Genomic DNA, 13807 nt, shown 5'->3' with positions numbered 1-13807 from the left:
ATTTCAGCCTTGTTCTCGAAGCAAGATGGTAGCTTGGATAAGGTGTAAGTCTTACCAGTAGCAAGGACATATGCAATCGAAAGTATATCATGCGGCGGGAGAGTATCGCTATTTTCAACCAATTTCCGCCGCCGGAAGTCAGCCAAGCGTGGCCGCGCGATGGCGGATGACCACAGACGAGGACTGGAGTCTGCAAGCCGCTGGAAAACAGCAAATATCGCCTTTTCGCGGTCAAGATAATTGAGGGGCTGTAGGTTCGTATCCTTTCAAGAGCTTAGATCTGAGTGCGAGGATCTCAGAAAATCTAGAAAAGCGCGCATTGCCTTGCTGCTTGACGTCGGCACCTATCAGCAACAGCATTCCATAGCGACCCTTTATCTCGCTACTGTCACCATCGTCTGCTGGACGCTCAGCACTCGGCAAGCCGTGATATTTACGATTGCAGTCGCGATGATCGCTGGGGCGCGTTACCCGATGTTAAATCCCGATCCTGACTTCTGAACGGGTTACGATAACAACCTCGGACTAGTAATTTCGTTTGGCGTCAACGCGGCGGTCGTTATGGAGGCAAGGGAAAGGTCCAGTTGGTGATGGTACCGCGTCCGAGCAGGTTCCTGCCAACCGAGACTTCGAAATCGTAGGCGGCTAAGAGCAAAAACTCCGGTCGATATCTGACATCGGCGGTTCTGGCGAGCATGGCGGCCTAAAAGGCGAGTGACGAAAAGCATCGCGTGAAGACGGAAAGTTCCAGACTGCCCAATGGCATTCAAAACCAATAAACCAGGCCGGCAGGGAAACTGCCGGCCTGGAAGTGTATTCAGAGGGCTTTGTCTTCGTCCATAGCCGCCGAAACTAGTTTATCCCGTTCACGCAATCCTCTGTTGAAGAGCCTTGCTACGGTGGTCGTCAGCTTCCCAATTGCTGCTGGGTCACGGTCGATGCCCTTCGCAGACGCGACTTCCTTAACAACGGCGGCACATAGGCGCGCATCTTCTCTCGAAATAGGAACTGCCATTCTCGTAGTTCCAAGATGGCCCACCGCGCAGAGGCGGCGGGCCATATCTCAGCTTAGAAGTCCATGCCAGCGCCGGCCGGGATCGCCGGAGCGGCATCCTTCTTGGGCTTTTCAGCGATCATTGCTTCAGTGGTCACGAGCAGGCCAGCGACAGATGCCGCATCCTGGAGTGCCGTACGCACAACCTTGGCCGGATCGATGACGCCTTGCGCGTAGAGATCGCCATACTCGCCGGTCTGGGCGTTCCAGCCGAAAGAGAAGTCGGTCTCCTCGCGGAGCTTGCCGACGATGACGGAGCCTTCGGCGCCAGCATTTTCGGCGATCTGGCGCACCGGTGCCTCGATCGCGCGGCGCACGATCTCGATGCCGACCTTCTGGTCCTGGTTGGCGGTTGCGAGATTGTCGAGTGCCTTCACGGCACGCAACAGGGCCACGCCGCCGCCCGGCAGGATACCTTCTTCCACGGCCGCGCGGGTTGCATGCAAGGCATCGTCCACGCGATCCTTCTTTTCCTTGACCTCGACTTCCGTCGAGCCACCAACGCGGATGACGGCAACGCCGCCAGCGAGCTTCGCAAGGCGCTCCTGCAGCTTCTCGCGATCGTAGTCGGACGTCGTCTCCTCGATCTGCGCCCGTATTTGAGCGACGCGTCCGTCAATCTCGCCCTTGGAACCAATGCCATCGATGATGGTGGTGTTTTCCTTCTCGATCGCCACCTTCTTGGCACGACCGAGCATGTTGAGGGTCACGTTCTCGAGCTTGATGCCGACGTCGTCGGAGATGACCGTTCCACCCGTGAGGATGGCGATGTCTTCGAGCATTGCCTTGCGGCGGTCGCCGAAGCCCGGCGCCTTGACGGCAGCAATCTTCAGGCCGCCCCGGAGCTTGTTGACGACGAGCGTTGCGAGCGCTTCGCCTTCGACATCCTCTGCGATGATCAGAAGCGGCTTACCCGACTGGACCACGGCTTCCAGAACCGGAAGCATCGCCTGAAGGTTCGACAGTTTCTTCTCGTGGATGAGGATATAGGGGTCCTCGAACTCGACGCGCATCTTGTCCTGATTGGTTACAAAGTAGGGGCTGAGATAGCCGCGGTCGAACTGCATGCCTTCGACGACTTCGAGCTCGGTGTCGGCGGTCTTGGCTTCCTCGACGGTGATTACGCCTTCGTTGCCGACCTTTTCCATTGCTTCGGCGAGATACTTGCCGATCTCCTCGTCGCCATTGGCAGACACTGTGCCCACCTGAGCAATTTCGGCATTGCTTGTAATCTTGCGAGCGTTGGTCTTCAGTTCCTTCACGACCGCGTCGACGGCAAGATCGATACCGCGCTTCAAGTCCATCGGGTTCATGCCGGAAGCAACCGCCTTGGCCCCTTCCTTGACGATCGCCTGGGCGAGAACAGTTGCGGTGGTGGTACCGTCGCCGGCAAGATCGTTGGTCTTCGATGCCACTTCGCGCAGCATCTGGGCGCCCATGTTCTCGAACTTGTCTTCCAGTTCGATTTCCTTGGCGACTGAAACACCGTCCTTGGTAATGCGCGGCGCGCCGTAGGACTTGTCGATGACAACGTTGCGGCCTTTTGGGCCAAGCGTGACCTTCACGGCGTTGGCAAGGATATCGACACCACGCAACATGCGTTCGCGTGCATCGGTGTTGAATTTGACTTCTTTCGCAGCCATTTGTTCACTCCTTCAATAGGCAGCTTTTTGACTGATGGGCGGTAATGCGTGATTACGCTGCCCGCTTCTGCTCGGCCTGAGCTTCGATAACGCCCAAGACGTCGCTTTCCTTCATGATCAGCAGGTCTTCGCCGTTGATCTTGATTTCGGTGCCGGACCATTTGCCGAACAGAATGCGGTCGCCAGCCTTGACGTCGAGCGCCTGGGTCTGGCCAGCCTCGTTGCGCGCACCAGGCCCGACGGCGACAACTTCGCCTTCCTGCGGCTTTTCCTTGGCAGTGTCGGGGATAATGATCCCACCCTTGGTCTTTTCTTCGGATTCGACCCGGCGAACAAGAATGCGATCATGAAGCGGTCGGAACGACATGTTTTCCTCCATTGGACAAAAAAGATGACGCAAAATCCCCTACCGGACCGGGTGACCAATCCGGACGGGTGCGAACCTCATCCGAGCGTTCGCAGGCAAAATTTATTTTCGAGATTTTTCGATTTCAAGAGGGTGAATAGGAAAAATTAGCACTCGATCCATATGGCTGCTAACGTGCTGAAAAGGAACAATAAACAGCTCTGCGAATTCAGAAAACCATTGATCACTGCAAAATTTTACGTCACCTTCGCAATGTCATGAAACGGAGATGAAGCATGCAATTCTCGTCGGATTTCGAGCGTCAGCTCAATGGCTATGGACTGACCACGGCGCATATCCTCTACCGCATTCCCGATTTTGAATCGGTCCTGCAGACCTACGTCTGGCAGGACTACGATCTCGCACCTGATTTTCCGGAGATGCACAGGTTCCTGGACTTCTGGCAGGCGAAGCTAGACGGGCCTCTCCACTCCGTCCGCTACAGCCACCAGCGGCTGATCGGTCCGAACGAATGGCGCCGGGTCGAGGGCGAGTTCAAGCTTCACTAAGCTCTTGAATTTGATTTTTCCGCTTCCCAGCTCATCGACCGCCCGAGACGTGGAACTCGGTGTGCGTCGATTGTGTATGGAGTGACACCTGCATGGAAGCGAATATCAGCATCATCAAGAATGTTGGCATCGATGAACGCGAAGAGATCATCGTCGATTTTGCCAGGTGGCTTGAGACCGCCTCAAAAGAAGCGCTGGTTTACGGAGAAGGCAAGTTCGCAATGATGTCCGCCAGCATGGCAGAAGCCATGCGGGTCAATGCAGACGAACTTGCTCGCGACAATCCCGAAAAGACCGAACGTGTGCTGCAGCAGGCGAGCGCCATGATGGCTCAGTTCAAGGCTGCCTATCCCCATCGGGTTATAAGTCGATCCGTCCATTGAGGGGCGATGAGGCGGACTTGTCAGCGCGTGGATAAGGAAATGCATTTCGCCGGCAATGATGCGAGCGGATGAAGTTGAAAATCATCTGATCTAACGGGGGACGAATTTTTTCGCGCCACGGATCTTGAAACCGAAATTCTCGAAAACCAAATCGTTTGCCGCCAGCTGCTGAAGACAGAGCTGGCCTCGCTGGAAGCACCGTCTTTCGGCGCTTCTGTACCCATGTTGCTTCAAGGAGGATATGGCTATGGCAACATCTTACGACTATGCACCGCTATACCGTTCGAGCGTTGGCTTCGATCGCGTCTTCAATCTTCTCGAAAACGCCCAGCGCGCCCGCTCGATCAGCGATTGGCCGCCCTATGACATCATCAAAACGGGCGACGACAGCTACCGGATCTCGATTGCGGTCGCAGGGTTTGAACGGGATGATCTCGATATCACCTTCCAGTCCAACCTGCTAACTGTCACCGGCAAAAAGCAGGAGGCCAATACTGAGGGCTATCTGCATCGCGGCATCGCCGGACGCCCGTTCGAGCACCGGTTCGAGCTTGCCGACCATGTGCGGGTGGACGGCGCGGATTTGAGCAAGGGTCTCCTGTCCATCGAGCTTGTTCGTGAAATCCCGGAAGCCCTGAAGCCGCGGAAGATTTCCATCCAGAGCACGCCTGCCTTAACGTCGGCCGCTCCGGCTCAGATTGAAGCACAGAAGGCGGCTTGATCGTTAAGTTCATCCAGTGAGTCAGGGGCGCCATTCCCGTGGCGCCCGTCAGCATTCCGGGTTGGGAAGGAGACAGCGATGAAACCCGATATGTTTAGAGAACCAGTCACCATCCTTGTCGGTCTGGGCTTTCCGGCCGAGGTACGAAGCGCAACGGATGCGTATCGTCATCTTTGCGAATGGCCAGCGAGGTTGAGGGACCATGCCCACGCCGTCGCCTTGAAAGCCTGCGGCGCGGCGCTGCGTGGCGAGATCGAGGCCGAGACGGCCCGTGGGCTGTTTGCGGCATTTGCCGAGAAACACGATTTGCTAGCGCCGGAAACGAGTGCCATTGCCGCTTCGCGCCTGAGGCGGGATCGGGATCCGCATATCAGGTGAGGAGGTGGCCATGCACAGCGAACTTCAACGGGCTGCCAACGACGCAATGGCCATGGGACCAGCGGTTCTGATTCCAACCCATCAGCTTTGCCGGCCGATCGATGTCGTGCGCGCGGCATCCCTTTCGATCGATGATCGCCGGGCAATCCTAGCGGCCTGGGCATCCGACCTTTACGCGGTGGATTCGCAACCGTCCCTGCGGCAGCTGCCGGGAACGCCCAGTCCGGTTTCGATCGACGAGGTGCAAGCGGCGTTAAAAGAACTTGATCGCCGATCTCATTATTGAGCGGAATGCTGGGGAGCAACCCATCGTTTGGGTGCTCTCGATGTAAGCCGAGACAGTCTCAAATCCGGCAATCGAGGGTGCATCCGAGTCAAATGACCGCTTTGGTCCGGAGACGTTTCGCCGATTTGTCGTCGACAGGCTATCTCGTCCGTGGCGTGCCGAAAGCTGGCTCCACGAGAGCAGGTAGTCCTCACTGGGCCTACGGGTCCACGGGGAACCTTGCTCCCGAACTTTGACGCTCCGTTGGGCCTTATCGAGCGATGTCACTTCTGGCAATGTCTTCGGCGCCGACCGGCTGAAAACAGTGGCACCCAGATGCGTTCAGACTGCCAACATCGTGCGGATCATCGTTACCACTTCATCGGATATATAGGGCTTGGGCATAAAGGGCGAGCCTTTTGGAAGCGTCTCTGCTCCCGGGAAGCGGTGACCGGATGTCACGATGATCTTTATCGGCGGCCAGCGGTCTCGAACGAAGCCGGCGAGCCGAATGCCGTCCATCATGCCCGGCATATCCACGTCTGTGAATACGAGCGAAACTTCAGGATGTTGTTCAATGATTCTTATCGCATCGTCGGCGGAGCCTGCCTCCAACACAACAAACCCCTCATCCTCCAACTCTGCGGAGATCGACAACCGAAGAAGGGGCTCGTCCTCGACAACGAGCACGACTACAGGCTCCGTGGGCATTTGCTGCTCGCTTCTTTAGAGGATGCTCCCGAGATATAGCGCGAGCTGTTATGTCATTTGACATAGCTATGCCTCTATCCTGGAAAATCCAGTGGCGACCATCACAGTTACGATCGGTAGCGTCACTTTCATCAGCGCCCTATGGCTCACGTCTTTTTAACGATGTACCGGCGCCGGTCGAGCGAGCAGTTTTTGAACAGATAAAGCGCTATTGAAATAGTGCAGCGTGCCACACATTGACACACGCAAAGTTCCATGAGACGAGCCAGTCATGGCCAAACGTCTCACACGCAATTTCTCGCTGACCCCGGAGCTTGAGGGGTTCATTTCCGAATGCCTGTCGTCAGGTGACTACGGCAATGCCAGTGAGGTCGTTCGATCAGGGCTGCGCTTGCTTCGCGACGGTGCCAAACCTGCGGCACCACTTACAGCAGCATGGCCAATCGGAGGCGGGGCATGCGGAAAGATCATCCGCGAAAAGGACTGGTCGAAGACTGCGCTTGGGCCAACGAGCGGCTGGTCCGTCGAGCTCCGCACCACGGTTGCCAACATCGTCAATTCGCCGGTTGCGAAAGTGCTGATGTGGGGACCCGGCCATGTAATGGTGTACAACGACACCTACGCCAGGATCGCGGGAGAAAAACATCCTGATGCTCTCGGCAGCAATGTCGCGGAAGTCTGGTCAGAAATCTGGGACTGGAACCGCGAAATGATCGAGGCCGGCCTTCGCGGCGAGCTGCGTTCCTATCACGATCAAAGCATGATGCTCATCCGAGATGGGCGGTCCGAGGAATTTATCTTCGATCTCTTCTACACGCCTGTTTATGAGGCCGACGGTAAAATCGGCGGCGTGATGTGCACGGTCGTCGACAACAGCGACCGCGTCGCGATGGAAAAGCGGGTCAATGACAGCGAAGGCCAACTCCGCCGCGTGACCGATGCTGTGCCGATGCTGATATCATATGTCGACCGTCAGCATGTTTATCGCTTCGCAAATCATGCCTACGAGGCGTGGTTCGGGATGAAGGCGGATGACATGATCGGTAAACACATCGCCGCAGTAATTGGTCAGGGGCCATACGAAAACCGGCGGCCTGACATTGATCGCGCATTGGCTGGTGAAGTCGTGACAGGCGAGGCCGACATGCCGGTGAAGGGCGGCGCGCCGCGTCGTCTCGAAATTCGTTACGTACCGCATGTCGAAGCGGACGGATCAGTCCCGGGCGTCTACATCCTTGGCATAGATATCGAAGATCGTGCTGTGCGCGAAGCCGAGCTCGAAATGAGCAATAGCCGCTTTCGCACGGCTATGAACGCGGTGCATGGCGTTCTCTGGACGAACAGCGCGGATGGCAGAATGGTCGGCGAGCAGCCGGGCTGGGCAGCACTCACCGGTCAGACGTTCGATCAATATCAAGGTTTCGGTTGGGCGCTAGCCGTGCATCCGGATGACATGGATGCCTCAGTCGCGACCTGGAACGCGGCTGTCGAAGCCAAATCCATGTATCTGCATGAGCACCGCGTCCGCCGACACGATGGCGCCTGGCGCCAGTTCGCTATCCGCGCATTGCCGATCATCAGTTCCAAGGGCGATATCGTCGAATGGGTGGGCGTGCATACTGACATTACGCACCAGCGTGCAGCCGAGGCGGCGTTGCGCGATCAAGCGGAAGCGCTTGCGCGCCAGGTTCGTCACCGGGAGCGGGCCGAAGAGCAGCTCAAGCAGCTGAATGAAAATCTTGAGGCGCGGGTGATCTCCGAAATCGCCGAGCGCCGCCAGGCGGAAGTGAAGCTGGCGCAAGCTCAAAAGATGGAAACAGTCGGGAAACTGACCGGCGGCGTCGCGCATGACTTTAACAACCTACTCCAGGTGGTCAGCGGCAATCTGCAACTCCTATCGAAGGAGGTCGCCGGGAACCAACGCGCCGAGGCTAAAATCGCGAACGCCATGGCCGGCGTCTCGCGAGGTTCAAAACTCGCCAGCCAACTGCTTGCCTTCGGGCGACGCCAAGCACTCGAACCCAAAGTTGTCAATATCAGCCGTTTCGTCCGTGACATGGATGACATGATCCGCCGCGCGATCGGTGAAGCCATCGAGGTCGAGACGGTTGTTGGAGGAGGACTTTGGAATACCTTCATCGATCCTACACAGATCGAAAATGCTCTCCTTAACCTCGCGATCAACGCACGCGATGCCATGGAAGGGCGAGGCAAGCTCACCATCGAGCTGTCAAACGCGCATCTCGACGATACCTATGCGCGCACACATGACGAGGTCACCTCCGGTCAATACGTGATGATGGCGGTGACCGATACCGGTTCCGGCATGACGCCGGAGATCATCGATAAGGTGTTTGAGCCATTCTTTTCCACGAAGGCGGAAGGCAAGGGCTCCGGTCTTGGGCTGTCAATGGTTTACGGCTTTGTCAAACAGTCGGGCGGCCATGTGAAAATTTACTCGGAAGTCGGCCACGGCACGACGATCAAGCTCTATCTGCCGCGCGCAATGGAAGCGGAAGATATCGAGGTTACCGTCGACAATGGGCCGATCGTCGGGGGCACGGAAACTGTTCTCGTCGTAGAGGATGACGCGCAAGTCCGCGAAACCGTCATTGCGATGCTGAGCGACCTTGGATATCGCACGCTGAAGGCGGTCGATGCATCGAGCGCGCTGACGGTGATCGACAGCGGCATTCCGATCGATATCCTGTTCACCGACGTCGTGATGCCAGGTACGCTGAAGAGCCCCGAACTTGCCCGCAAGGCGAAAGAACGGCTGCCGAACATCGCCGTGCTGTTTACGTCTGGCTACACCGAGAACTCGATCGTTCACGGAGGCAGGCTGGATGCAGGGGTCGAGCTGTTGTCGAAGCCCTATACCCGTGAGGCGCTGGCTCGAAAATTCCGGCATGTTCTGGCCAATCAAGCTCAGCGCGAAAATCCAAAGTCAACGATCCTCCCACCAGAAGCACTGCCAAAGCTGAACACGCCGGTGATGTCCGCCGAGAGCGCAGCGGCGGCGACTGCGGAAAAAGTCGGACGCGTGACGGTATTGCTGGTCGAGGACGATGTGCTCATCCGCATCAATACCGCCGAGATGCTGCAGGATGCCGGACTGATTGTCGTGGAAGCGGGAAGCGCGGAGGAAGCCAAGGCGGCGCTGCAGACGATGCCAGTCGATATCCTCATGACCGACCTCAATCTCCCGGGCGCATCAGGATTAGAGCTGGCGGCTGAGGCCAGGGCTCTTAACCCGTCAACGACGATCATATTCGCCACCGGGGACCCGTCTGCGGTCCGTCGTGAGGCAGGTGCAATCGTGTTGGCGAAACCCTACAACGCCGCGAAACTCGCTGATGCCCTAGCCAGTACCGGGGCATATCGGTTTGCAGAAGGAAACCCGGCACGCAGCGGCGCCGGCGAAGCGGAAGAAGTATAGGTGCAGCGAGCGCTCCCGAGCCTGAAAACGACCTTGTGGTGGGACTTGCTTGCGGCGCCGTGACGTTGGCCGCCCATACTGGTAGTAAAAGTAATGCGCGGATGAAAACCACGGGGCGATGAATTGGACTTCATGAAAATGCCGAAGTCGCTCGAAGAACTGCTCAACGAGCTGGTGTCCTGGCTGCTGTTTTATCCGATAACCATGTGGCGCTCGGTCTCAAGGCCACTCAACATGATGCGCTACGCCGATACCTAACTCGCCGACAGGCCGGAAGACAAGTACGAAGATACTCTGAGCCCGCCACTGTTCCTGCTGATCACGCTTCTGCTTTCCCAGGGCCTGTCCGGATTGCTTCCATCAGTCTTTGATCCCGCCGAGGCTGCCAGGCAGCTCGGGTCCGGATCAAACCTTCTCATCGCAAGAGGGGTGATCTTTGGCGTCTACCCGCTTTCGATGTCGGTCACGTTGCTTCGATGGAAGCAGGTCGGAATTACCCGAGACACGCTTCGACCGCCGTTCTTCAGCCAGTGCTATGTGGCAGCACCCTTCGCGTTCCCCTTTCTGCTCGGCATTGATTTCTTCAGCATGCCACTGGAAATGGGAATTCTGCCCGGCGTTATCGCTGTCGCAGTCGCCTTGGTGTGGTACGCACAGGCGCAGATCCGCTGGTTCACGCGAGATCTGGAGATCAGCGCAATCAAAGCGACGATTACCTTCATCGGGGCGTTCATGATCGCTACGGTCGCCGCGCTGTCGGTTGCCGTGATGATCAATCTCGATGCGCAAAGTTTTGTTCCCGGGGCAATTTGATTTGTCGGACTTGCCAAACGTGCAGGAAAGATGAATGCGGGTATTGTGGTGCAGCCTCGGAACGGGTCTCAGCGCTTGTCGGCATGCAATCCGACAAGCTCGTCCGTTGTCAGCATGCTTGGTTGTGCCAGAATGAATGCAACTAAAGAATGTAAGTAAAAGTATTTCAAAACTAATCGTTGACGCGGCGCGTTTGTTCCCCTATTGATACGACATCGATCTTTTGCTTGCCGAGCTTTGTTCACCGCGCGATTGGCACCGTGCTCTAAGCGAACTTCTCTTTCAAAAATAGTCGGTTTTTACCTGCGTGGCATCCGCTCCGCAATTCCTCACTCTATGCTTTGAAAGGGTTCATCATGACCACTGGCACAGTAAAATGGTTCAATTCCACCAAGGGCTTCGGTTTTATCCAGCCTGACAACGGCGGCGCTGACGCCTTCGTTCACATTTCTGCCGTTGAGCGCGCCGGAATGCGCGAACTCATCGAAGGCCAGAAAATCGGCTTTGAACTCGAGCGCGACATGAAGTCGGGCAAGATGTCGGCCACCAATCTTCAGGCTGCCTAAGGATATCCGCTTCCCTTTGACCACGGATGTACTGGCACTGCCGGGAGCGATTATCAGTGTGGGGCCAGGCATTACGCCTGGCCTTTTTCGTTTTGGCCTCATGGCCAACATCGAGGAAATTCATGACAGAGACATACAGTAAATCCCGCCGGCAGGCCGAGGCGGCTTTCGGCAATCTCCAGACTGAGTTCTTTGCCAAGAACAATGCGGCGGAAGAGCTCCAATCCGTGGCCCAGGCACGTGATGCCAAAACTGTCAGGCTGCGCGAAGCGCGGCTGGCCAAGGAGCAAGCCGACCGGATCTCCGCAACATCGGCGCTGCTCGCCAAACGATCCAAGGCCAGCTGATCATCCCGAATACCCACATCAGGATAAAAATTTGAAACACGCCAGAGACAACGAACTCACCGACCGACGCTCCGCTGCTGCGGACGCAAAGGCAGCTCTTCTCACAGCCTACCGCGCAGCAAAGACCGCGGCAGAGCCATCCCAAGCCGCAAGACAGGCGGAACGCATCTCACTTGTTGAAGCCCGAGAAGCGCGCCGTGCGGAACGGGAACGACTGAAAGTCGAGGAGCGTACCCGCCTTGACACTCTTGCTGCCCAAGAGCAGGCAGCCATCGCGGCAGCAGCGACAGCCGAGATCGAGGCGCGACGGTCGGCGGAAAATGCCCGGATATCGCGCGTCATCGAAGACGAGGCCGCCCGCAAGGCTGAACGCGACAGGCGCTACGCTGCCCGCAAAGCCCGGCAGGCTTAAAATCCAAGTGCCCATCTTCTCGGAGATGCGGCCGTGGAACAGATTAGGGCGTGATATAAAGTCGCGCTCGAACTTACTCATTCCTTGGGAGCCTTTGATGGCACCGGACACGAACGAGCTGCAGGCAATCAATACCGCCTGGCAGATAGCGATCCAGGAAATCCTGCGCATGGTCATTCGTGACATGTACCATGGCGCTGGCGAAGAGGCCTTCAGCGCCCATATCAAGCGGATCGAAGAAGCGGCTGTCGACAGCATCCAGACCGACTTGAGGCTTCGCGGCACCAGCGAATGGACGGAAATGCTGGTCAAGGAACGGGCCAGCATTTTCGTGACGACACTGTTGACGTCTTTTACCTACGACGGTGCCTGACAGCAGTAGACGCTGATCGAAGCGCTCGTCTGCATCTCAGGCGCGCCTCGCTCAAACTTTTTGATGGTTTGGGAGGTTGATCTGTCAGGCACCTGCCTAAATCACTCCAACGTCACAGTGAAAGCCGAGCAGTCGGGCATGGATGAACACAGCGCAGAACGCCTCGCAGCCATCGTCGAGTCTTCTTTCGACGCGATCATCAGTAAAGATCTTTCAGGCACGATCGTCAGCTGGAACAAGGCGGCCGAACGCATGTTCGGCTATCCGGAGACTGAGGTGGTCGGACAGCCGATCTATCTTATCATCCCCGACGACAAACGGGATGAGGAGGCGGATATCCTGCGCCGGCTGAAGCTGGGGGAGCGGATCGAGCCGTTCCAGACGACCCGACGCCATCGAGACGGGCAGATTGTCCCGATTTCGATCACTATTTCTCCAATCAAAAGCGGGGCCGGTAGACTCATTGGTGCATCGAGCATCGCCCGGGATATCTCGGAGACACGCGAAAGCGATCGCCGGCTTCGCCTTTTGATGCGGGAAATCAATCATCGCGTCAAAAATCAGTATGCTGTCGTGCTTGCCGTTATCAGGCAAACGGCGACACGCTCCCGCTCAATCGAGGAATTCGAGAAGCGGGTTCGCGAACGGGTCATGGCGCTCTCTCATTCTCACGATCTTCTGTCGCAGGTCGAATGGGCCGGCGTCAGCCTTGCTGATCTCGTCTCGCATCAACTCCAGCCATTTGAAGTTTTCCAACCAGTCCAGGCCCTCGGCCCGAAGTTGATACTCGACGCCAATGCCGTCCTCAATCTCGGTATGGCCTTCCACGAACTGATCATGAATGCGATGCGCTTCGGCGTGACCGATAACGGCGGCATTTCCGTGACGTGGGGCCTGACGCACGGCGACAACGGGGACACTTTCGAACTCCTCTGGTCCGAGCCCGCGGTTGCTTATGCTGATATACTCGCACAGGAGGAAGGCTTTGGCGCTCTCGTTCTATCGCGGCTGGTGCCGTCCGCTCTGTCCGGTCAAGCGAAATGGACTTTCACGGAGGGGCGCATCGTCTGGAAGCTGACGGCACCACTTGCACGCATCCAGATCGGGCTTGGCTCTGCCGTTTCGTTATGACGAAATCGGACCAAGGGCCTTCTTCGCAAGATTGTGCGTTGGTTCGTTGACCAAGAGCATCGGAGAGATCCGCGCGTCTCATTGGCCTGCTGCCGGTTTTTCGGACACCGAGTTAGGCTAATCCTACCTTGATTTCAAATTCCATCGGGCTGAGATAGCCCAGTATCGAATGCCGTCGCTTCGGATTGTAGAAGCGTTCAACGTAGTCGAACACGTCTGCCTTAGCATCATCCCTGGTCCTATAGACCTTGCGAGCTGTCCTTTCCGTTTTGAGTGATGAGAAGCAGCTTTCCATCGCGGCATTGTCCCAAACGTTGCCGGATCGGCTCATCGAGCATGTGATGCCGTGATCGGCCATGAGACGCTGGAACTGCTCGCTGGTGTACTGGCTACCCTGGTCCGAATGGTGGAGAAGCGCATCTGGCTTGCCTCTGCGCCAGATGGCCATGATCAGCGCATCTGTGACGAGCTGGGCCGTCATGTTGGCGCTCATTGACCAGCCAACGACACGGCGCGAGAACAGGTCGATGACGACAGCCTGTGTTTCGGCGTGGAATATTGGCTCTGACGCACATTTGCTGCTGTGCAGGTCTACGACGCACCGATCAACCGCGCCTGCAGGAGATCGAGTTTTGCTCTTCCGTACATCTGGCGCT

General features: G+C 57.1%; 17 protein-coding genes. 13 read left to right on the top strand and 4 right to left on the bottom strand.

The genetic code is table 11. The features are described from left to right. Positions 1–1068 precede the first annotated feature (1068 nt). A complete protein-coding gene (gene groL / locus A6U86_RS12850; protein ID WP_068391566.1) occupies positions 1069–2697 on the bottom strand; it encodes a chaperonin GroEL in 1629 nt (542 codons plus the stop codon). 52 nt (positions 2698–2749) lie between these two features. Next, positions 2750–3064, bottom strand: a complete 315-nt coding sequence (gene groES / locus A6U86_RS12845; RefSeq protein ID WP_068391602.1) for a co-chaperone GroES — start codon at positions 3062–3064, stop codon at positions 2750–2752. A 275-nt stretch (positions 3065–3339) separates the two neighbouring features. On the opposite strand from groES, the gene A6U86_RS12840 reads away from it, so the two are divergent. From A6U86_RS12840 to A6U86_RS12820, 5 genes are all read left to right on the top strand, one after another. Further along, entirely contained in the window at positions 3340–3612 is a 273-nt protein-coding gene (locus A6U86_RS12840; RefSeq protein ID WP_068391563.1) for an usg protein, read from the top strand. A 92-nt stretch (positions 3613–3704) separates the two neighbouring features. Next, positions 3705–3995, top strand: a complete 291-nt coding sequence (locus tag A6U86_RS12835; RefSeq protein WP_068391561.1) for a hypothetical protein — start codon at positions 3705–3707, stop codon at positions 3993–3995. A gap of 247 nt (positions 3996–4242) precedes the next feature. Continuing rightward, complete coding sequence (locus A6U86_RS12830) at positions 4243–4716, top strand: Hsp20 family protein (RefSeq protein ID WP_068391558.1); 474 nt, start codon at positions 4243–4245, stop codon at positions 4714–4716. 78 nt (positions 4717–4794) lie between these two features. Next, the gene (locus A6U86_RS12825) at positions 4795–5094 is read left to right on the top strand and encodes a DUF982 domain-containing protein (protein WP_068391555.1); all 300 of its coding nucleotides are present in this window, start codon (positions 4795–4797) and stop codon (positions 5092–5094) included. 10 nt (positions 5095–5104) lie between these two features. Further along, positions 5105–5380 (top strand): hypothetical protein, encoded by a 276-nt coding sequence (locus tag A6U86_RS12820; RefSeq protein WP_068391552.1) that lies wholly within the window; start codon positions 5105–5107, stop codon positions 5378–5380. Between the two features lie 321 nt (positions 5381–5701). On the opposite strand, the gene A6U86_RS12815 is transcribed toward A6U86_RS12820, so the two are convergent. Then, complete coding sequence (locus A6U86_RS12815) at positions 5702–6070, bottom strand: response regulator (RefSeq protein ID WP_068391549.1); 369 nt, start codon at positions 6068–6070, stop codon at positions 5702–5704. Positions 6071–6341: 271 nt separating this feature from the next. Here A6U86_RS12815 and A6U86_RS12810 point away from each other — a divergent pair, with 271 nt between their 5' ends. The 8 genes from A6U86_RS12810 to A6U86_RS12780 all read left to right on the top strand — a co-directional run bounded on the left by A6U86_RS12810 (position 6342) and on the right by A6U86_RS12780 (position 13151). Further along, positions 6342–9509, top strand: a complete 3168-nt coding sequence (locus tag A6U86_RS12810; protein ID WP_068391546.1) for a type II toxin-antitoxin system ParD family antitoxin — start codon at positions 6342–6344, stop codon at positions 9507–9509. 132 nt (positions 9510–9641) lie between these two features. Then, the gene (locus tag A6U86_RS36015) at positions 9642–9767 is read left to right on the top strand and encodes a hypothetical protein (protein ID WP_275507236.1); all 126 of its coding nucleotides are present in this window, start codon (positions 9642–9644) and stop codon (positions 9765–9767) included. Positions 9768–9938: 171 nt separating this feature from the next. Beyond that, positions 9939–10322, top strand: a complete 384-nt coding sequence (locus tag A6U86_RS35830) for a hypothetical protein (RefSeq protein WP_244509905.1) — start codon at positions 9939–9941, stop codon at positions 10320–10322. Positions 10323–10678: 356 nt separating this feature from the next. Further along, positions 10679–10888: a cold-shock protein gene (locus A6U86_RS12800; RefSeq protein ID WP_068391543.1), complete on the top strand. Its 210-nt coding sequence runs from the start codon at positions 10679–10681 to the stop codon at positions 10886–10888. A gap of 122 nt (positions 10889–11010) precedes the next feature. Beyond that, on the top strand, positions 11011–11235 hold the full coding sequence (locus tag A6U86_RS12795; protein ID WP_068391540.1) for a hypothetical protein: 225 nt from the start codon (positions 11011–11013) through the stop codon (positions 11233–11235). Positions 11236–11266: 31 nt separating this feature from the next. Beyond that, positions 11267–11647, top strand: coding sequence for a DUF6481 family protein (locus A6U86_RS34725; protein ID WP_077472900.1), 381 nt, complete (start codon positions 11267–11269; stop codon positions 11645–11647). 97 nt (positions 11648–11744) lie between these two features. Beyond that, positions 11745–12020: a hypothetical protein gene (locus tag A6U86_RS12785; RefSeq protein ID WP_068391535.1), complete on the top strand. Its 276-nt coding sequence runs from the start codon at positions 11745–11747 to the stop codon at positions 12018–12020. 138 nt (positions 12021–12158) lie between these two features. Then, the gene (locus A6U86_RS12780) at positions 12159–13151 is read left to right on the top strand and encodes a sensor histidine kinase (RefSeq protein WP_068391599.1); all 993 of its coding nucleotides are present in this window, start codon (positions 12159–12161) and stop codon (positions 13149–13151) included. Positions 13152–13263: 112 nt separating this feature from the next. Here A6U86_RS12780 and A6U86_RS12775 read toward each other — a convergent pair. Further along, positions 13264–13807: IS3 family transposase (locus A6U86_RS12775; RefSeq protein ID WP_244509904.1), on the bottom strand; the 544-nt coding region annotated here is incomplete at its 5' end.

Origin of the sequence: Rhizobium sp. AC27/96 (assembly GCF_001692325.1) — a bacterium.
In the GTDB taxonomy this organism is placed as follows: Bacteria; Pseudomonadota; Alphaproteobacteria; order Rhizobiales; family Rhizobiaceae; genus Rhizobium.
The sequence above is the reverse complement of the archived record's forward strand: the minus strand, read 5'-3'. Positions and strand labels throughout refer to the sequence as shown.